17 protein-coding genes and 1 tRNA gene are annotated in these 20,252 nt (G+C 52.3%); 12 read left to right on the forward strand and 6 right to left on the reverse strand.

The features are described from left to right. Positions 1-259 precede the first annotated feature (259 nt). The 5 genes from rpsA to C8R31_RS01285 all read left to right on the forward strand — a co-directional run bounded on the left by rpsA (position 260) and on the right by C8R31_RS01285 (position 4,265). Positions 260-1,975 (forward strand): 30S ribosomal protein S1, encoded by a 1,716-nt coding sequence (rpsA, locus tag C8R31_RS01265; RefSeq protein WP_107692275.1) that lies wholly within the window; start codon positions 260-262, stop codon positions 1,973-1,975. Between the two features lie 8 nt (positions 1,976-1,983). After that, the gene (locus C8R31_RS01270; RefSeq protein WP_091136706.1) at positions 1,984-2,268 is read left to right on the forward strand and encodes an integration host factor subunit beta; all 285 of its coding nucleotides are present in this window, start codon (positions 1,984-1,986) and stop codon (positions 2,266-2,268) included. Between the two features lie 148 nt (positions 2,269-2,416). Then, positions 2,417-2,674: a lipopolysaccharide assembly LapA domain-containing protein gene (locus tag C8R31_RS01275; protein WP_107692276.1), complete on the forward strand. Its 258-nt coding sequence runs from the start codon at positions 2,417-2,419 to the stop codon at positions 2,672-2,674. Between the two features lie 51 nt (positions 2,675-2,725). Continuing rightward, positions 2,726-3,442 (forward strand): orotidine-5'-phosphate decarboxylase, encoded by a 717-nt coding sequence (pyrF, locus tag C8R31_RS01280; protein ID WP_107692277.1) that lies wholly within the window; start codon positions 2,726-2,728, stop codon positions 3,440-3,442. Positions 3,443-3,674: 232 nt separating this feature from the next. Continuing rightward, positions 3,675-4,265, forward strand: coding sequence for a CBS domain-containing protein (locus C8R31_RS01285; protein WP_107692278.1), 591 nt, complete (start codon positions 3,675-3,677; stop codon positions 4,263-4,265). A gap of 273 nt (positions 4,266-4,538) precedes the next feature. Here the strand turns inward: C8R31_RS01285 and C8R31_RS01290 are convergent, their stop codons facing one another. Further along, positions 4,539-4,898 (reverse strand): dihydroneopterin aldolase, encoded by a 360-nt coding sequence (locus C8R31_RS01290; RefSeq protein ID WP_107692279.1) that lies wholly within the window; start codon positions 4,896-4,898, stop codon positions 4,539-4,541. 373 nt (positions 4,899-5,271) lie between these two features. Between C8R31_RS01290 and plsY the strand changes: the two genes are divergently transcribed. Then, positions 5,272-5,880, forward strand: a complete 609-nt coding sequence (gene plsY / locus C8R31_RS01295) for a glycerol-3-phosphate 1-O-acyltransferase PlsY (RefSeq protein WP_107692783.1) — start codon at positions 5,272-5,274, stop codon at positions 5,878-5,880. 4 nt (positions 5,881-5,884) lie between these two features. On the opposite strand, the gene tsaD is transcribed toward plsY, so the two are convergent. Next, a complete protein-coding gene (gene tsaD, locus C8R31_RS01300; RefSeq protein WP_107692280.1) occupies positions 5,885-6,931 on the reverse strand; it encodes a tRNA (adenosine(37)-N6)-threonylcarbamoyltransferase complex transferase subunit TsaD in 1,047 nt (348 codons plus the stop codon). Between the two features lie 129 nt (positions 6,932-7,060). Here tsaD and rpsU point away from each other — a divergent pair, with 129 nt between their 5' ends. From rpsU to C8R31_RS01325, 5 genes are all read left to right on the forward strand, one after another. After that, entirely contained in the window at positions 7,061-7,273 is a 213-nt protein-coding gene (gene rpsU, locus C8R31_RS01305) for a 30S ribosomal protein S21 (RefSeq protein ID WP_004179462.1), read from the forward strand. A gap of 47 nt (positions 7,274-7,320) precedes the next feature. After that, complete coding sequence (locus tag C8R31_RS01310) at positions 7,321-7,767, forward strand: GatB/YqeY domain-containing protein (protein WP_107692281.1); 447 nt, start codon at positions 7,321-7,323, stop codon at positions 7,765-7,767. 132 nt (positions 7,768-7,899) lie between these two features. Further along, positions 7,900-9,702 (forward strand): DNA primase, encoded by a 1,803-nt coding sequence (gene dnaG / locus C8R31_RS01315; RefSeq protein ID WP_107692282.1) that lies wholly within the window; start codon positions 7,900-7,902, stop codon positions 9,700-9,702. 307 nt (positions 9,703-10,009) lie between these two features. Continuing rightward, positions 10,010-12,025 (forward strand): RNA polymerase sigma factor RpoD, encoded by a 2,016-nt coding sequence (rpoD, locus tag C8R31_RS01320; protein ID WP_107692784.1) that lies wholly within the window; start codon positions 10,010-10,012, stop codon positions 12,023-12,025. A 33-nt stretch (positions 12,026-12,058) separates the two neighbouring features. Beyond that, a tRNA-Ile gene (locus tag C8R31_RS01325) sits at positions 12,059-12,135 on the forward strand. 274 nt (positions 12,136-12,409) lie between these two features. On the opposite strand, the gene C8R31_RS01330 is transcribed toward C8R31_RS01325, so the two are convergent. The 4 genes from C8R31_RS01330 to C8R31_RS01345 form a co-directional block, all read right to left on the reverse strand. After that, a complete protein-coding gene (locus tag C8R31_RS01330) occupies positions 12,410-13,888 on the reverse strand; it encodes an ATPase domain-containing protein (RefSeq protein ID WP_107692283.1) in 1,479 nt (492 codons plus the stop codon). Further along, on the reverse strand, positions 13,873-14,304 hold the full coding sequence (locus tag C8R31_RS01335; protein ID WP_107692284.1) for a hypothetical protein: 432 nt from the start codon (positions 14,302-14,304) through the stop codon (positions 13,873-13,875). Before C8R31_RS01335 ends, C8R31_RS01330 begins: the two co-directional genes overlap by 16 nt. Positions 14,305-14,518: 214 nt before the next feature. Next, on the reverse strand, positions 14,519-15,172 hold the full coding sequence (locus C8R31_RS01340; protein ID WP_258192478.1) for a response regulator transcription factor: 654 nt from the start codon (positions 15,170-15,172) through the stop codon (positions 14,519-14,521). A 2-nt stretch (positions 15,173-15,174) separates the two neighbouring features. After that, complete coding sequence (locus C8R31_RS01345; RefSeq protein ID WP_258192479.1) at positions 15,175-16,944, reverse strand: sensor histidine kinase; 1,770 nt, start codon at positions 16,942-16,944, stop codon at positions 15,175-15,177. 2,226 nt (positions 16,945-19,170) lie between these two features. On the opposite strand from C8R31_RS01345, the gene C8R31_RS01355 reads away from it, so the two are divergent. Continuing rightward, positions 19,171-19,650, forward strand: a complete 480-nt coding sequence (locus tag C8R31_RS01355) for a response regulator transcription factor (RefSeq protein WP_258192480.1) — start codon at positions 19,171-19,173, stop codon at positions 19,648-19,650. Positions 19,651-20,252: the final 602 nt, after the last annotated feature.

A 20,252-nucleotide genomic window follows, 5' to 3' on the forward strand; every position in this document is an offset into this window, starting at 1 on the left:
ACACTTAATGCTGCAGTTTTTTTAAGCCTTATTGTGATGCTGGTAAGGATGCCATGGATGGTAACACCATGGAACGAAACTGACATCGCCAAATATAAAGCCGAGGTAGTGTTGAAGGTAAACGATTAGTAGTTCAACTCTCGTGCTGCCGAGCCTCTCTCTTTGTACGCGAAGAGGGCGGATTCAGCGGCGTTATTATTAATCCATTAGCCCCGTCAGGGCAGTATTGACGGGATTCCCAAATCAGGTATTTTTTACAATGAACATTGCTTCCCCCGCCACAGACGTCTCCGAAAGTTTTGCCGCGCTATTTGAAGAAAGTCTTTCCCGCCAGGAAATGCGCATCGGTGAAGTCATCACCGCTCAGGTCGCCCGCGTCGACTACAACATCGTAGTCGTAAATGCTGGACTGAAATCCGAAAGTTTCATCCCCGTCGAAGAATTCAAGAATGACAAGGGCGAAATCGAAGTCAAGGCCGGTGATTTCGTCAGTGTCGCCATTGAAGCGCTTGAAGATGGCTACGGCGAGACTCGTCTATCGCGGGACAAGGCCAAACGGCTGACAGCCTGGCATGATCTGGAAGCTGCCATGGAAAGCGGCGCCATTGTGAAAGGAGTGGTAAGCGGCAAGGTCAAAGGTGGACTCACCGCCATGATCAACGGTATTCGCGCCTTTCTGCCGGGTTCGCTCGTGGACATCCGTCCGGTCAAGGACACGAGTCCATACGAAAACAAAGAGATGGAATTCAAGGTGATCAAGCTTGACCGCAAGCGAAACAACGTGGTCGTGTCGCGCCGAGCGGTTCTGGAAGAAAGCCAGGGCGCTGACCGGCAATCCCTGCTTGCAAATTTAACAGAGGGTGCCGTGGTCAAGGGCATCGTCAAGAACATCACCGATTATGGCGCCTTTGTGGACCTCGGCGGCATAGACGGCCTGCTGCACATTACCGATCTGGCGTGGCGTCGCGTTAAGCACCCGTCGGAAGTGATCAGTGTGGGCGACGAGGTGACCGCGAAGGTACTTAAGTTCGATCAGGAGAAAAACCGCGTCTCGCTGGGTATGAAGCAACTGAGCGAAGACCCATGGGTAGGGCTCTCCCGCCGTTATCCGCAACATACCCGTCTGTTCGGTAAAGTGAGCAATCTGACGGATTATGGTGCGTTTGTCGAAATCGAGCAGGGCATCGAAGGCCTGGTTCATGTCTCCGAAATGGATTGGACCAATAAAAACGTATATCCCTCAAAAGTCGTGCAACTGGGCGACGAAGTGGAAGTGATGATTCTGGAAATCGATGAGGAGCGACGTCGTATTTCACTGGGTATGAAGCAATGCAAGGTCAATCCCTGGGAAGACTTTGCGATGAACCACCAGAAAGGCGATAAGGTACGGGGGCAAATCAAGTCCATCACCGATTTCGGCGTTTTCATTGGTCTACAGGGCGGAATTGATGGACTTGTGCACCTTTCCGATCTCTCATGGAACCAACCGGGTGAAGAAGCGGTTCGCAACTATAAAAAAGGCGATGAAGTCGAGGCCGTCGTATTATCTATCGATGTGGAGCGCGAGCGCATTTCGCTTGGCATAAAACAACTCGAAGGTGATCCATTCAACAGTTTTGTTTCGGTGAATGATAAAAATAGCATCGTCAAGGGCACAGTAAAGTCTATCGATGCCAAGGGCGCCGTGGTTGCATTGGAGAATGATGTCGAGGGTTACTTGCGCGCATCCGAAGTATCGCGCGACAGGGTCGAGGACATTCGCACACGCCTTAAGGAGGGCGATACGGTTGAGGCGATGATCATTAACGTGGATCGTAAAAACCGCAGCATTAATCTTTCGATTAAGGCTAAGGATATGGCGGAGGAATCCGATGCCATGCAGAAAGTTGCAGTGGATAGTTCCGCGAATACAGGAACGACCAGCCTGGGAGCGTTGCTGAAGGCCAAGATGGATGTTAAAAATACCGAACAATAAGGACATTCATGACAAAGTCTGAACTGATCGCCAGGCTTGCAGCTCGCTATCCGCAGTTGGGGGCAAAGGATGCCGAGCTGGCAGTCAAGGTTATCCTTGATGCTATGGCAAAGAGTTTGGCACAGGGACAGCGCATTGAGATCCGAGGTTTCGGTAGTTTTGATCTGAATTACCGCCCTCCGCGCGTCGGGCGCAACCCTAAGTCAGGAGAAAAAGTTCGAGTACCCGAGAAGTACGTGCCTCATTTCAAAGCGGGGAAAGAAATGCGAGAGCGGGTCGATCAAAAAAACTGAAATAACGCATGAGATGGGATGAGTATAATGGCGGTGTGATCGCAAGATCACGCCGCTTTTTATTTCACCTCTTCGGTGACTCCGACGAGATTCATCGGATGCCTTTACTCTATTTACGCCCGCGGTATGCCTTTTGGAAAAACGAATCATGCGTTATCTGATGTGGTTCCTGCGGATTGCCTTGTTTCTCCTGTTGCTGGGCTTTACGGTAAAGAATACGGAAACGGTAACCCTGCGTTATTATTTCGGGTACGAATGGCAGGCACCATTAATATTGATTGTCCTGCTGTCGTTCGCCTTGGGTCTCGCAATCGGAATAATGTCGTGCCTCGGCAAGATACTCCGCCAAAAGCGGGAAATTGCGACGGGCAGAAGAAAGTACCACTTGCCGGAGGAACATGGATAGATACGGGCCTAATCTCCAGGTAGCTTCTTCACATCCTGGAAGCAAGACGAAATGAGCGATTCACGAATTATCGTTGCGCTGGATTTTTCCAGCGAGCGGCAGGCGTTGGATCTTGTGGTCATGCTGGACCCGGCGTTGTGCAGGGTAAAAGTGGGAAAGGAGCTCTTTACCGCTGCCGGACCGCAGCTGATCGCCAAGCTGATGGCGCTGGGTTTTGAGGTATTCCTCGATTTAAAGTTTCACGACATTCCCAGCACGGTCGCGAATGCGTGCAAGGTGGCGGCGGGAATGGGGGTATGGATGATGAACGTTCACGCGCTGGGCGGCCGGCGGATGTTATCCGCGGCCCGCGAGGCTGTGCCGGCAGGCTCGGCCAAGCTCATCGCGGTCACCCTGCTCACCAGCATGGAACGTAGTGATCTGAGCGATATCGGGCTGGAACAAGACCCAAAAGAGGTGGTGGCGCGGTTGGCGTGGCTGGCGAGGGATTGCGGACTGGATGGAGTGGTATGTTCCGCGCTTGAGGCTCAAAGCCTCCGCGAAACCATGGGCGTTGGGTTTTGCCTGGTTACGCCTGGAATACGCCCGGCCAACGCTGCCCTGAACGAACAAAAACGCGTTACGACGCCACGCGAGGCGATCGAGAACGGCGCGGATTACCTGGTCATTGGCCGACCGATCACGCAAGCGGAAGATCCGATATCGATGCTGCGGCGATTGAATGATGAAACAAGAGGAATCGGACGCAAAACCGGAACCCGGAAATAACCGTTAGGATCTATTAACCGGGGCCTATGTTCGTATCCCGTCGCTCTCGCATTTCCCGTACAAGTTTTCCTGTGGCGTTCGCGGTTTTATAAGCTGTTGCGCTGCTTTAGCGACGGTCGAACATCATATTGACCCCTACTCCCTTTAGGGGTAATGTGAACATACGGGGTGTTTGGAATTGGTTTTTTGATTTCAAGTGTATCCCCAACCATTAACGTTGGAGGACCATGCCATGCCCGACTATCACATGCTTCCCGCGCAGCGCCTGACGGGCGCTGTTCGGATAGTTCGCCCAGCGCCGCCCAGATCCGTCACGCTGGAATCACCCGCTTCTGATGTTATGACCGATCTCCGCCACGCCCATGCCGCTATAGTCGACTCGCGCGCATCTATGGAAGCAGCAAATGAATATATGAAGCAGCGCGGAGTCCGTTCTTTGCTTGTGCTAAATGAGGATGAGATTCTCACAGGCATTATCACCGCAACGGATGTGCTTGGTGAGAAGCCGCTGCGATTCATTCAGGAGCGACGCGTGAAGCACAGCGAGATCCTGGTGTCTGACATCATGACCCCGCTCGATCGGCTCGAAGGAATTCCCCTTGAGGTAGTGCGTCGCGCGAAGGTCGGGGATATTGTCGCGAGCTTGCTGGACACCGGCCGTCAACATACCCTAGTGTTAGAGGATGATATTGAAGGGAACCCGGTGGTATGCGGTATATTTTCGTTGACCCAAATCGAGAAGCAACTGGGCGCCTCAATCCCATCCATCGAAATAGCTCGAACTTTTACAGAAATTGAAGCAACATTAACTGCGGGTGCATAATCCGGCCAACCTATCGCGGGAGCCGTTTGGCGGTGCTGCGTCTCAATGCTCAGGCGGCGTCCCTCATGTATTCAGGAATTAGGTCTGGCCTTCGGCAGAATGTCAGAGGCGTTTTTTCTTTCGTAGCTGGCTGTACTTCATTCACTCCAAGGTTTGTTATTTTTGCTCAGCTTGGGGTGTTTCACATCTTTGTTGCGGGGCTTCCAGCCAAGTCAGGGGGGCCATTTCGCCATCTCCCATCCTGCAGAGCCGCGACCCCCCTGATACTTCCGGTTACGGTTCGTTCCGCTGGCGTTCAATGCATACCCCTACCTTTTTCACTCCGCGTATCGCGCTGAGCTTGGCGACGCTAATTTTGACCCGGGGTGACTTGAATTCCATCAGGATGATTTCTGCGATGTGCTGGGCCAAGGCTTCCAGCAATGAGAAATGCTGCTGGGCAAGTGTCTCATGAATACGTTGGACGATAAGGGCATAATCCAGCGCATCCTCAAAATGATCCGTATAGCAGGCAAGATTCGACGGTAGGGCGATCTCCAGATCGAGCTGAATGGTCTGCGCAACGTTGAGCTCCCATGGATAAATTCCAATGAGTGTTTTAACTTTGAGTTCTTGCAGGAAGATAATATCCATTTGAGGAACCTCCTAATAAGCCTTACTTGGCGATTGCGGGCTTGAGGAATTTGCCTATACGAAGCGAGACGAGGGCGGGACGAAGCGATTGACAGGTATTCCGGAGAGGTGGCATCCCGGGGGGTATCGGAATTCGGAGGATCACCGCAGTGCGGTAATCGCCGCCGTCAGAAGAGGAAACACTCGAACAGACACTCAAGCTATAGCCCGACACCCAAGATTTGCGCCCAGGGCGATTTTATCAGCAACTGATCAGTGATGGGCCTGTTTGATGCTAATAAACAGGTAAGAACGGGACGCTCCCGAAGCGCATCGACGGTTTTTTACGTAGAATCACCGCGTGATTTTCAATGCGCGGCTTGGCGCCAATAAGATGACTCTAATTGCTGTTGTCCTGATGGCTTATTTGCTGGGTTCCATTCCCTTCGGTGTGGTGGCAAGCCGTTTGTTTCACCTGCCTGATCCTCGCTCTTACGGCTCAAGAAACCCCGGTGCGACAAACGTCCTCCGCAGCGGGAAAAAAGCGGCGGCCGTATTCACCCTTGTCGGTGACGCTGGTAAAGGCTGGGTGGCGGTGGCGTTGGCGAGATACGCCGGCCCCATCCCAGGGGTGGAGGTGGATGCAACTGCTCCGGTGGCGCTGGCGGTGTTTCTTGGCCATTTGTTCCCTGTATTTCTGGGTTTCAAAGGCGGAAAGGGAGTAGCGACTGCGCTTGGGGTATTATTGGGGTTTAACCCGTGGATGGGGCTGCTATCCGCAATCATCTGGATTACGGTCGCTGTAGTGTGGCGCATTTCTTCGCTGGCTGCGTTAGCCGCTGCAGGGCTTGCACCCGTTTACGCGCTGTTTTTTCTTGGTCTCGATCAACCGACTTTAGTAGTTTTCATCATGTCGTTGTTGCTCATCTGGCGGCATAAATCCAATATCGCAAGTCTGCGCGCGGGAACCGAGGCGCGAATCGGCAAGCAAAGCACGCCCTAGATTTTTATAACGCGGATGGGGTTGCCTGCATTTCCAGGTCCCACCGAGCTTTAACCGTGAACTCGTCGTTCAGCTTTTGCCTCGCGATATCGATGGACTGCAACCGCATTGCTCCTGCGAAAGCAATCATGGCGCCATTATCGGTACAGAATTGCAGTTCAGGATAAAAAACGGTGGCCCCGATTTCCCCGGCTTTTCTGAGCAGCGTACTACGCAGATGGCGGTTGGCCCCCACGCCGCCTGCAACCACCAGTCGGTTGAGACCGGTTTTTTCAAGCGCCGCCAGTGCTTTTTCGGATAGGACATCTGTTACGGCTCTCTGAAAAGCAGAGGCAATGGCACCCTTGGTTTGCGGCGTCATTTCGTGTTTTTTGGTGAGCGTCAGCACCGCGGTTTTCAGCCCGCTGAAGCTGAAATTCAAATCACCGCTATGCAGCATGGGGCGCGGGAGCTCGAAGCGCTCAGGCCGACCCGAACGCGAAAATTCATCCGCAAGTTTCGACAGCGCGGGGCCGCCGGGGTAGCCTAAACCCAGCAGTTTCGCCGTCTTGTCGAACGCTTCCCCAGCCGCATCGTCCACGGTCTCGCCGAGTAACCTGTATGAACCAAGCCCGTCGACCTGCATCAACTGTGTATGCCCGCCGGATACCAGCAGTGCAATGAAGGGGAAGTCAGGCGCGGGGTCGGATAGCAGTGGAGAAAGAAGATGCCCTTCAAGGTGATGAATGCCCAGGGCCGGAATTTCCAGCGCGAAGCCAAGGGAGGCGGCGACGCTTGCGCCCACCAGCAGTGCTCCCGCCAGCCCCGGACCCTGGGTGTAGGCTATAGCGTCGAGGTCTTGCAACCCGATGCTGGCCCCGGCTAGCGTTTGCCTTATCAGGGGCAATACGCGACGGATATGGTCCCGGGAGGCAAGTTCAGGCACGACACCCCCATACTCGCCATGCATTTCCGTCTGCGAGTAAAGCGCATGGCTCAGCAATCCCTGCCGGGTATCATAAATCGCCACCCCGGTTTCGTCGCAGGAGGTTTCAATGCCGAGTACTAGCAATGGTGTAGGGAAAGGAATGACTCTTTACAACAGTATTTGGTACTTGTTATATAATAGTGGATTACAGGTTACACATATACGCGACAATTTGTCGAGCCGTTTAACATTTTTGAGAGGAACTCCATTTTCATGACGACTATTAAAGTAAAGGAAAACGAGCCATTTGAGGTTGCCATGCGCCGCTTTAAGCGCACCATAGAAAAAACCGGCCTGCTCACCGAGTTGCGCGCCCGGGAATTTTATGAAAAACCGACTGCTGAACGCAAGCGCAAGCTCGCGGCGGCGGTTAAACGTACGTACAAACGTCTACGTAGCCAATTGCTCCCTCCGAAACTTTATTAGTTTCAGTCAGTCTAAAACTTACAAAACGTGCTTGGCCCGTTTTTCACTTGAATCTCACACAACAAATCTCCGAAGACATGAAGACTGCGATGCGCGCTGCTGATACCAAGCGGCGCGACGCCATCCGTCTGCTGCAGGCGGCCATCAAGCAGCGGGAGGTGGATGAGCGGATACAGTTGGATGATGCGGCGGTGGTTGGTGTCATCGAGAAAATGCTCAAACAACGCAGAGACTCCATTGTTCAATTCGAAGCAGCCCATCGTCACGATTTGGCCGATGCGGAGAAATATGAAGTCAGCGTATTGCAGGCTTACATGCCTCAGGCAATGAGTGACGCGGAGATCGAAGAAGCCGTAAGCGAAGCGATCTCTATCGCGGGGGCCAAAGGCCAGCAAGACATGGGGCGGGTAATGGCGCAGCTCAAGTCCAGCCTTTCCGGACGCGCCGATATGGGTAAAGTATCCTCATTGGTCAAAACGAAGCTCATTGGCTAAGCCGATTTTTGGCAGCAGACCAAAGCTATGTCAAGTCCGGTCACAAGCAGCAAAGCTACGGTACGCAAATAGGATTTCATCGCTGTAATCCCGTTAGCAATCCTCCTGAAATATTCGGAGTTATATCCAGTAATGATTTCACAATCATTCATTCAGGAGTTGCTGGACCGGGTTGATATTGTTGATGTCATTGAACGTCACATACCGCTCAAGAAAGCGGGCGCAAATTACACCGCGTGCTGCCCCTTTCACAGCGAGAAGACGCCTTCTTTTACCGTAAGTCAGACCAAGCAGTTTTATCACTGCTTTGGGTGTAGCGCGCACGGCAACGCCATCGGTTTCCTGATCGAATATAACGGCTTGAATTTTTTGGAAGCGGTGGCCGATCTTGCGGCGCGCGTTGGTCTGCAGGTTCCCGCGGAGCAATCGGGGTCGCATTCCCGATCAGCAGACTCAGAACCCGGGCCGGGTGACGCAGGGGAGAAAGCCCATTCCCACGAAAGCCACCAAAGTGAAAGCGTTTCCAAAAAACTGAGTGAAGTTATGGATGTTGCCGCCCGGTTTTACCGGCAGCAGCTTCGACACTCGGCCGGTGCCATCTCCTATCTTAAAAAGCGGGGCATAACGGGGCCGACAGCCGGTCATTTCGCCATTGGCTATGCTCCGCCTGGTTGGCGGAACCTTGAGGGAGAATTTGTCGATCAGGCAGAAAAAGCGCAGCAAGCATTGCTGGTAAAGGCCGGGCTGATGATTGAGAACGATGGCAAATGCTACGACCGTTTTCGCGACCGGATCATGTTTCCCATTGTTAACCTTAAAGGCGCGATCGTGGGTTTCGGTGGGCGAGTGCTGGAGCATGGCGAACCCAAATATCTCAACTCACCCGAAACACCCCTTTTTCAGAAGGGCCGGGAACTCTACAATCTATTCGGTGCAAGAAGGGCGATTCGTCAGGCAGGGCGAGTCCTCGTCGTCGAAGGTTACATGGACGTGGTGGCCCTTTATCAGCATGGCATTGAATATGCAGTGGCCGCGCTTGGAACCGCTACCACACCTTATCACATCCAAAAACTCCTGCGCCAGACCGATAATGTGGTGTTCTGTTTCGATGGCGACGCGGCGGGGAAAAAAGCGGCATGGCGCGCATTGGAAGCCACCCTGGCACAGCTTGCGGATGGCAAGAACATCAGCTTTCTCTTCCTGCCCGAAGGAGAGGATCCCGATAGTTACGTTCGAAATTTCGGCAAGGAAGCGTTTGAAGAATTGCTCGAGCAAACATTGCCTCTGTCTGTCTTCTTGTTCAGGGAACTGTCAGCGCGAGTGGACCTCAAAACCAGCGAAGGGCGGGCCAAGCTGGTCCAGGATACGAAGCCGCTGCTTGCACAGGTAGCTGCCCCAGGGCTTGCGCTCATGCTGTTAAAAAAGTTGGCGGAAATCAGTGGCCTCAGCCAGAATGAATTGGAAGATTTGTTGAAGATCAGGCATGTTTCTGCTTCTCCGTTCCGTGGACGAACACCGCGGCCGCAACCCCCCTCGCCGTACCAGTGGCTCATGCAGGTATTGTTATACGACCCGAATTACATCGAGAAATTGAACCGGGAACTGCTCGCGCATGACCATGACTATGCGGACGAAGTGGCGGCGTTGCGGGCACTGGTTGAATTTATCGATTCTAATCCCCATGTTAGGGAAAGCACCGCCATGCCATCCGTTATCGCTTATTTTCGCGGCAGCTCGCATCGTGTCCTGCTCGAAAAAGCCGGGAGCAAGACGCTTGGATGGGATAGCGGGATAGACCTTGAAGCAGAATTTACCGGAGCAATGGAGCGCCTGAGCGAAATGTATCGCAAGCAACGCATGGCAATGTTGCATGGCAAGTCTCTCAGCGCCCTTACGCCGGAGGAAAAGCAGGAACTCCAGCGGACAACTTATTGACGGCGAACGGACAATAAAGAATTGTTTGTGCTATTATGGAGGGTTTAGGCCAACACATCCAAAACCTAAACCCGTTTTGGGAAAGACATGGTAAAACCAAAAACAGTAAGGGGACGGTAAAGGCGGGGGCCGGAGCTTTGCATCTGAGGTTGTAGAGCATCCGCATCCCAGCAGTGACAACGTGTTAGCCAGAAAGGAAATGGACGATATGAGAAAGCCGTCAAAAGGATCGGTATCGGGATCGGCAAAAGACGCATCTGAAAAAACATCGCTAAACGCAGCCGCAGGACCTCTGGAGGATGACATTATGACTGTTGCAAAATCGACAGCTAAAGCTCAGGTACGGGTAACAGAAATAGCCAAGGCCGTCATGGCCGTCAAGGATTCCGGATCGCTGACGGCAAAAATAGTTAAGACAAAGTCGGCAAAGGAAGGCAAACCTGCCCAGGCCAAGGACCCGGAGAAATCGCCTCTTGCGCCCCAGGACCTTGAGGCCCGGCGTATGCGCCTCAAGAATTTGATCGTTCAAGGGAAGGAGCGTGGCTACCTGACCTATGCCGAGATTAACGATCATCTTCCGGATGACATGCTGGATGCCGAGCAGATCGAAAACATCATAAGCATGATCAATGATGTCGGCATCTCTGTTTACGATGAGGCGCCCGACGCCGAAACATTATTGATGTCGGAAACCGCGCCCACAGTGGCCGATGAGGATGTGGTGGAGGAAGCTGAAGCCGCGCTTTCCACCGTGGATTCGGAGTTTGGCCGTACCACTGACCCCGTGCGGATGTATATGCGGGAAATGGGTTCGGTGGAATTGCTCACGCGCGAGAGCGAAATCGAGATTGCGAAGCGCATCGAGGACGGATTGAAGCATATGATCCAGGCGATTTCCGCCTGTCCCACCACCATAGCCGGCATTCTCGAGCTCGCGAATAAGGTCTCGAAGGATGAGATGCGCATCGACGAGCTGGTGGATGGGCTGCTGGACCCCAATACAGAGGAATTGATTTCCGAAGATATTACCGATGAATCGCTGGAGCAGGAATTAATCGCGGAAAACGGCGAAGATGACGACATCGCCGCGATTGCAAACGCAAACCTGCTTAAATTGAAAAACGACGCACTGGAACGTTTTGCGGTGATTCGGCAGGCCTATAACGATATGCAGAAGGCGCTGGAAAAAGGCCCGAGCAACAAGGCATACAAAGACATCCAGGAGCAGATTACCGCCGAACTCATGGCCATCCGTTTCTCGGCGAAGATGGTGGAAAGGCTCTGCGATACCCAGCGTGGCCTCGTGGACGAAATGCGCAGCTACGAACGCAAGATCATGGAATTATGCGTGACCAAGGCGGGAATGCCGCGTAATCACTTTATCAAAGCCTTTCCAGGAAACGAGAGCAACCTTGATTGGGTGACGCAGGAAGTGGCGCTTGCAAAGCCTTATAGTCAAGCGCTGGAGCGATACCAGCCGGCGGTCCTGGAACAGCAGCAAAACCTGCTGACCCTGCAAAAGGATGTTGGCATACCCTTGAAGGACCTCAAGGAAATCAATCGCCGGATGTCAACCGGCGAGGCCAAGGCGCGCCGGGCGAAACGTGAAATGACCGAAGCCAATTTACGGCTGGTGATTTCCATCGCCAAGAAATACACCAACCGCGGCTTGCAGTTCCTGGACCTTATCCAGGAAGGCAATATCGGGCTCATGAAAGCGGTGGATAAATTCGAGTACCGGCGCGGATACAAATTTTCCACCTACGCGACCTGGTGGATTCGGCAGGCCATTACCCGTTCCATCGCCGATCAGGCGCGCACTATTCGCATACCGGTGCACATGATCGAGACGATTAACAAAATGAATCGTATTTCGCGTCAGATTCTGCAGGAAACCGGGCAGGAACCGGAACCGGCATTGCTGGCGGAGAAGATGGAAATGCCGGAAGAGAAGATTCGCAAGATTCTCAAGATTTCCAAAGAGCCGATCTCGATGGAAACGCCTATTGGCGATGACGAGGATTCGCATCTCGGTGATTTCATCGAAGATTCCGCCACCATGGCACCGGCGGATGCCGCGGTTTACGCCAGCTTGCGCGACGTAACGAAAGAGATACTGGATTCGCTCACGCCGCGTGAGGCCAAAGTGCTGCGCATGCGTTTTGGTATCGAAATGAATACCGACCACACCTTGGAAGAGGTCGGGAAGCAATTCGATGTCACCCGCGAGCGTATCCGTCAAATCGAAGCGAAGGCGTTGCGCAAGTTGCGTCATCCCTCGCGTTCGGAACGCTTGCGCAGTTTCCTGGATACCGAAGGCTAAACGACTTTCGGTATGCTGTGAGATGTTGTGTACGGGTCTGTAGCTCAGTCGGTTAGAGCAGGGGACTCATAATCCCTTGGTCGTTGGTTCGAGTCCAACCAGACCCACCAATAGAATAAAGGAGTTACAAGCATCTGCTTGTAACTCCTTTATTATTATTTAAAAAACGTAACCAATTTGTAACCACTTTTCTTTGGGGCCCACTCCGGATCGCTTTGCTCCCCATGGCCCACCCCATGGATAATTTGATGGGCGGTTGCTAAGCCGCCCACGGGGATGACCCGCAGACTTGTCCGAAGTCCCGCTACATAACCGGCTGGCGGCAATTTTTTTGTTCTGTTCGGTAAACCACTTTAATTTAGCGTTATTCATTATGACGTTAATTTATCCATTCCTTTCAGTCAGGGGCAAACGGTGGGCTCGGCCCGACATGATTCCGTCATACTCCGACAAGGTCTCGCCAATCACGATGCCTGCTTCTGTAATGTCAAACAGCCGAATGTCCTTGCTGTGCTCGCTGCCCCGGACTTTAACGACCGAGAAAACGCGTTTGAGTTGGCCCCCGATTTCGGTATAGCGCAGCACGATAATTGCGTCAGCGAGAAAGGCGCTCCCGAATGGACTAAAGCGCAAGTCAGTGAAACGGTCTTCCAGTTCTGAGGTCATTAAAATAGTCACGCCCATGCCGGTGAGCTTTGCTACCATCCGATACAGGGAGCCGCGAAAATCTTCGCTAAACTCGGGTGCCAGTGCTAACTCAAATCCGGACAAAGAGTCGATCACGAGGCGCTTTGCCTGCATGCGATCAATCATGCCGATCAAATCATGCAAGGTTTCATCAATCGACAAATCCAGGGAACGCGTGTCGATGACCCCAATTTTTCCGGTCTGCACCAGCGAAGACAGCTTGGTACTCAGCAGTTGGCTGGGACTTTTCTCAAATGCCGCAATGACACCTGGTTCGCCCTTGCGCACACCTTCGGCAAGAAATTCCGTTGCCAGGATAGTTTTTCCGGAACCGGATGGCCCGACGACGAGGAGCGAATATCCCACGGGCAAACCGCCTCCCAGCATGTCATCCAGGCCAGGCGTTCCCATGGAAACACGCTCCTCGCTCGTGGAGAGCTTCTCTGCCGAATCAACCGCTTCATGTTGTTCCATAATCACGCGTGGGAATACCTCGATTCCATGATCACTGATACGAAACGTATGCAGACCTGGTGCCTGGGCCTGGCCACGTATTTTGACCACTTGCATCTTGCGCACCATGGAATTGTGATGCAAATTTTGCGAAAGCGACAGGATGCCGTCCGCTACCGTAAATACGGGGCTTGACTCCGATTCCGGCGCCAAGTATTCACCGATCAGGAATGTTGTGGCCTGCCAGCTCGTCATTTGCATGGCCAATCGCTGGACGAACCGCTGGAGGTCCAACACGCCTTGCTCCCCCCGTTTCGCTGACCTCACGACGGATCGAAACGAATCAACAAACACAAGGCTGGGAGCATAGTCTTTCACTTCTTCCTCGATGCGCGCCTTTACGCGGTCGAAACTGCCATCCATCAAATCCGCAGACAGGTTGACGAAGCGGATCGACTCATTGATTTTGTGTATGTCGAAAAACGGAAATTGCTGTTGATAACGGAGCATCTTCAACGCCGGCTCCCCAAGCACAGTGAAGAACACTGCCCGATGGTCGGCATTTGCCAGCGAGAACATAATCTGATGAGCCAGCGTGGTTTTTCCGGATCCTGGCGCGCCTGCAATCACGTTAAAGGAGAACTCCGGCAGGCCGCCGCCCAGCAGGTTGTCCAGACCGGGAACGCCAGTTGCCAAGCAACGTATGCTTAGTTTTTCGTCCATTCGCGAAACTCCTTGTCGGTGCTATTCCCAGTGTTGATACCCCAAGCCAACTGTAAGATATGGGAGGTTAACTGCGCCCCAATCAACGAGGCCAAGATCTCAATGAATGTAATCAGCAGCAGACTGTTTGCTTCGCTCGCTTGCGCAGGTGCTTGTGCTTCAAGGCTCGTTTTGAGTTCGTCAAACCGGTGCAGAGCGTTTGGCGTCAGTGAGCTGGTCGAGAGCCAGGGAAATTTTGCCTGGCTCAGGAATAGGCTTCTCGCGTAAAGGGAATTGAAACCGTCTTCACCGACAATCGTAATGATGTGACTAGCCATTTGCTCCCATACGTGAATCGCAGCATCCGCGGCTTTCTCGGGAGGTTGTGCCATGAGAATTTTAATTATCTGGTGCCGCGGCAGATCACTGGTAGCCATAGTGTGTCCTCAGTCTTTATGTCCTCAGCCGTATTGCTGTCGCAGCGTTTTGCACTAATAGGGACCATAAATAAAGCGAGGCTTGTCCACATGACCGGACGTTCAGTCGAATAACCATCGGGAGAAAACGCGAAGGTTGTTCAATACTGCCCCGACTGGAATACGCTTTCCGCTGGGATATTATGCTGTTTTGGCCCCTTGCTTTCCCCGACTCCTAGTGTTCTTCCCTAATCCAATGGGTGGCGTACCGTATTAAATCGGCCGCATCTTTCAGATTCAGCTTGGTACGGACGTTGTAGCGATGCGTTTCGATTGTTTTAATACTGCGGTTAAGCAAATCAGCGATCTGCCGACTACTGTGTCCCGTTCCAATCAGATGCAGTACTTCAAACTCGCTGGGAGACAGTGTGCTGATTAGTTCGGATTCCGAATTTCCAGTCGCAACCCGATTCAACAGTCTCGCCTGTATTTTGTCGCTGAGAGAGAAATTTCCCTTTAGAACTTTGCGGACAGCCGCAACCAGTACCCTGCCCGGCTCCAGTTTCATCACATAACCCCGTGCGCCTGCCCGCAAAGCCCGCTCCGCATAGATCATCTCGTCAAACATGGACACAACCAGCACCGGCAATGCAGGGATCAAGCTGTGCATGCTCTTTATTACCTCAAATCCGGAGACGGTTTTGAGCGACAGATCCATCAGCACAATATCGGGGTGAGGCCCGGCCTTGAGTGTAGCCAAAGCTTCTTCCCCATCACCGGCCTCGGCAGACACCTCCATATCGGACTCGAGATTGATGAGCATCGCCATGCCATGCCGCATCAAGGGGTGATCATCCACCAGCATCACTTGTGCTTTCGAGGCTTGCACAGCTACCCTTCCTGAATCATTGGTATTTCTACCCGCACTTCGGTGCCCCCTTCAGAACGAGGCAGCAATTTCAGCTTCGCCCCAATCTGCCGAGCGCGGTAATGCATGATTTTAATTCCCATCCCGGAGGCGGTACCGCGCTCTGTATCAACACCAGAAAAACCCTTGCCGTCGTCGCATATCGACAGGCGGAGTATTTCTCCTACAGCGGCCAGGGAAATTACGAGATGCTTCGCATTACTGTGACGTATCGCATTGTTGAGAGCCTCTTGGGCAATCCGGTAAAGATTAAGCGCTACATCGTTATCGACAATTGAAAATTCATTCTCGCGCACGAAATCACAGCTTATCCTATAGGTGGTTGCGATCCTCAACGCTAATGCCTGCAAAGCAGGCATCAAGCCGTGGGTTTCCAGTTCAAACGGAAGCAGGCCCTGTGCGATCTGCTTGCATTGCGTGGCTGCCGCTTGCGCTTGTTTAGCGATGGACGCAGCGACTGCTGCCTCCTCTTTAATGCCTGCAGCGGATATTCTTATCTCTAGAGCCTCGGCCTGGTAGCCAATCGCCGCGATCTGCTGCCCAAGATTATCGTGCAATTCTTGCCCAACGGAACGCTGGTGTTCTTCCGCCAAGGAAACCAGTGTCTGCTCCAAACGTTTGCCCTCGAGCCATTTCTGAACGTCGCCTGCAACGCCATCGATGAGTCTCTGCTCTTCCGGTACCAGGAAAGGTGTCTCTTCGGGGTAGAACACCCATAACTGTCCGCGCAACGTATTATTCACTGTAATCTTAGACTGCAGCTCGTGCGTCAGGGAATGGCCACGTTTCTCGGAGAAGAATCTCCTGCCATCGAGTTCGATCATCGCGCTCGCATTTTCGGGGAATTGCATTGCCGGTATCAGGTGCTCAAAAATGTGTTGGCAGGCATGTTCCAGCGATAATTCCAGCCCCAAGCCGCGGCGAATCTCATAGAGACAGGTGACTTCCTTCAACCGCTCTTGCAATGTTTCATCAACGTGTTTGCGCTCGAGCCATCTCTCCAGGTCACTCGCTACGGCGTCGATGAGTCTTTGTTCTTCCGGCATCAGGAAGGGCCTGTCGACCGGATAAAATAAGCGCAGCTGCCCGCATGATTTGTTATCCACACTGATCTTCGAGTGTAGCTCGTGCGTAAGACCCTGTTCGTGTTCGCTGGTAGCGAATCGCCTGCCGTCGAGTTCGATCACGGCGGTAGCACTTTCGGGGAATTGCAACGCTGGGATCAGGCGTTCAAAAATGCGCTGGCAGACATTATCGACCGATAACTCCAGCCCTATGCCCCGTCGAATCTCGTAAAGGCAAGTGATTTCCTTAAGCCATCTCTCAAGATCCCTCGCAATTGCATCGATGAGTCTCTGCTCTTCCGGCAACCGGAACGGCGTGTCTTCAGGATAGAACACGCGCAATCGTCCGCATAGCCCATTATTCATCACTGTAATAATCGATTGCAGCTCGTGCTTAGGCCCCTGGCCATGATTCGCGGTGGTAAAGTGCCTGCCGTCGAGTTCGATCATCGCGCTCGCAATTTGCGGATATCGCATTGCGGGTATCAGATGTTCAAAAATCTGTTGGCAGACATCCTCCACCGGTAATTCCGGACCCATGCGACGATGGATCTCGTAGAGACAGGTGATTTCTTTCAGCCGCTCTCGTAATGCCTGTGCCGCAATTTCATGCTCTTCGGTGGGGGAACTGGGTGGGGCATCTGCGAAGATTCTTTCGTTTTTGAGCACCAAGCGACTCTCCTCTTTCAGCTAAATCTGATGTCGGCGCTCCGGCAGACATTGTCCGATGCTCTCAATTTGATCATTCCTGTAAAGGGACTTTCTGCGATTGAGAGCACGTCAACTGGTGTGCCTTTGGAACTATGGGGCGATTAATCTCTTTATAGCCGAAGAATAAAAAAATTGTTTCAATAATCCCTGCAATTAAGCCTGTATGCTACTTAACATAGTTAGCTAAATGTGAAAAGTTAGTAGCTCGAAAGGACTACTAGGACTATGCCGATGCTCGGACGCTGGGGGAGAGCCTTCCTCCATTCACGGACGTCGTATCACTCATCAAGCCATGGCATCTTTAACGATATGTCACCCGTGGATTTAGGTTGCCAACCTGGACAAATCTGGGACATGGCTTGCAAATAAGTACGGTGGTGAGTTCGCTTCACCAAAGCACCGAGAGGGTCAGCGCGCTGGGATTGAGCTGGATAGGCTGCTTACCTGGGGTCTCCCTGAGGGTCAGTTTAACTTTTGTTGAGTCCCGTCTCACTCTTTATGGTACATCGTTGGACCGGGAAAATCGCCGTTAGTATCTTCTGATGCCATACCATTTCCTTGGCCGTATTTTCATCTCGCTTTACGATCCTATCGTGGTCGGCAAAAGTGCCGGTACTTTGAGCAGGCCCACTCATATCGTGTTTCTGTCTTTCGGGAGCACCGATTTGGGCGCACGAAGCCAATAGGCCAAGCGTGGATACAACCGCTACAAATCTCCTTGTTTTGGTTTTCATGGAATGACTCCTAATAAGATTGAATGAGCTTCATCCTAACTCAGTCAATCCTGTCGGAATATTGGGGTAACTCTGGTTTTGTATTTGGGGTAACTCTGGTTTCATACTAGGTCAAACCCTGAGCAACGCATGGATAAGGGGTCAGCGAAATCCTGGAAGGCCCTGTTTTTTTCGCTGCTCATTATCGTATTGTGTTCATCCCGGTATTGATGGGTTATCTGATTCGGGGCCGCATACTCGAGGAATAAAAGAACTTTCTTAGCCGCTCTTGATCGCCGCGTATTGTCGCTTGCTGGAACGCATGCTGCATCCCCGCGTGTAACATGTATATAGCCGCAGTGATTGCTGCCATGACGATATGACCCATGGGGCGGTTGGGTGGAGAATCCACGCCGCTGCTGTGGAGGGAGATTTGCTCTTTATGCGAGTGGCCGGGATAGATCGGTTGACTTTATTAAAGAGAAATATGAGCTTTACCGCAGGTATGAGTATCCGCGCTTTATGCTGATGTTTTAGAGAACAGTCTACAAGGGAAGAAAGCCAGGGCTCAACGCAGAGAGGATTGCCAGCTGGGCGAGCAGGCTGAAACGTGAGATAACCTGTCAAAGCTGGCAAAAGAGTTTGGTATAAGCGAGAGAAACGCTTTATCAATTTTCGGTTGAGATCCAACCCACCAAGGCTTGCGCCGGCTCGCTCAAAAAGAAATTTCCCTTCAATACCTCGCGGATAGCAGTTATCAGCACCCCCCGGGATCACGGGGGTCCCTTATGGTTAATTTTACCTACTCCCTACTCGACCGCGAAGCCTATGGGATTGAAGTACATCTTTTATCTACTAAGACTAAGACACCTGGAGTTCTTACAAAAAGAAACCCAGTAGCCCAAGCTTAAGGTGGGATATGTCCTTCTTGCTTCGTAAGGAGATTGGGCATGGGTGACATGAGTACTTTCGGGGGACGCTTACTCACGCGTTGCTCAGGGTTTTACTTAGTATAAAACCAGAGTTTCCCCAATATATGGATAGTATTGGCTGGATTAGGATGAAGCTAATTTCAATCTTTTGAAGATTATCATGAACACAGAAATACGATCGGTACCTGGCACAGCGATATGAAAATACGGACAAGGAAATGTTGGTAAGGTAGAGGAACAAAAGAAGAAACGGCTTCAGCATTACGACGAAAGCTACCGCTATGGCAGAGAAGGACAGGATTTCCAACCGCATACCCTGGCTTTACCTCGGAAATACCAGCGGACGGCAGAGTAAGCTACCATCCAAGCTTTTCAACACGGCAGGGGTCGGAGCTTGCGAAGCGCGATTATGCCGCTCCTGCGAAAACACCGCGCCAGCTAAGCCGATAAAACCAGGGCGAGAATTGGACCAGATTCTGCAACCCATGCAAGAACCAGCACGCACTGTAAGGGCGAGATGATTCCACGGACCCATGAATATGCCAGCCTCGAAAGCGAAAGTTATGTTGGTGGACGACCATGCCATGCTGCGCTATGGCATGGCGATGCTCATCAATCTCGAGCCCGATATGGAGGTTTTTGCCGAGGCTGGTGATTGCGACGAGGCGCTGGCCACACTCAAAGCCGGACATCATCCCGATATCGTTTTGATGGATGTGTCTCTCAAAACCTATTCGGGACTCGGCGTAATAAAGAGCATGCACAGCAGGATTCCCGCATTGCCCGTGCTCGTTGTGTCCTTGCACGACGAAGCGGTGTATGCCGAGCGGGCTTTGCGGGCGGGCGCGCGGGGTTATGTGATGAAGCAGGAGTCGGGCAAGATACTGGTGATCGCTATCCGCGAATTATTGAAAGGCCATTACTATCTGAGCAAGCCAATGCAGGTGAGATTGTTGAACCGGGTCGCGACTGGAAATTTGGAAAACGAACCGTTGATTAGCCTGACCCCAGCAAGTTGACGTATTGTATTTAATTAAGGTCGCCCATAGCACCGCAGATTAAATGCAATATGCCACTCAGTGGATTTCCAACAAAAGCGTCCCATTTTTCCAAGGTCCGGAGTATTAACCTCCCGGCTCACTTTCCATCACTAAAATTCATCCCTGCCCACTGAGCAACTGGGGGCAATATGGGCGACTTCCTCAACGAAGGTTGTAACGCTATCCACCGCCGGGCATCGTCAGCCTGGCGTGCTACCGGGCAACTGCTTTCGCATCATTAAATTGTTTATAGCGAAAAACCAAGTACGTTCCGAAACCTCCAAAAAATAATGCAATGACGGGCCATGGCTCACCCCCGGATGTAGGCTTACCAGGCAACGCAAATAGACTACTACTTAGGAAAAGAATTATTAAAAAAATCGTGGTTAGATTCCAATCATCTGCAAAAACGTTTTTATCTCGTACGCAGCACGCGATAGCTGTAAAAGAACCGTCGTGCAGACGCGACTCTACGGCCACAACAATTTCAGATGAGGTGCCAACCGGTGCTGAGCTCGAGATTATGCGAACTCGTTCGCCATCTAGAGTAACTATTGCGTAGTACGCCTCATCGCCGTCCT

The organism is Nitrosospira sp. Nsp2 (assembly GCF_003050965.1).
Lineage (GTDB): Bacteria > Pseudomonadota > Gammaproteobacteria > Burkholderiales > Nitrosomonadaceae > Nitrosospira.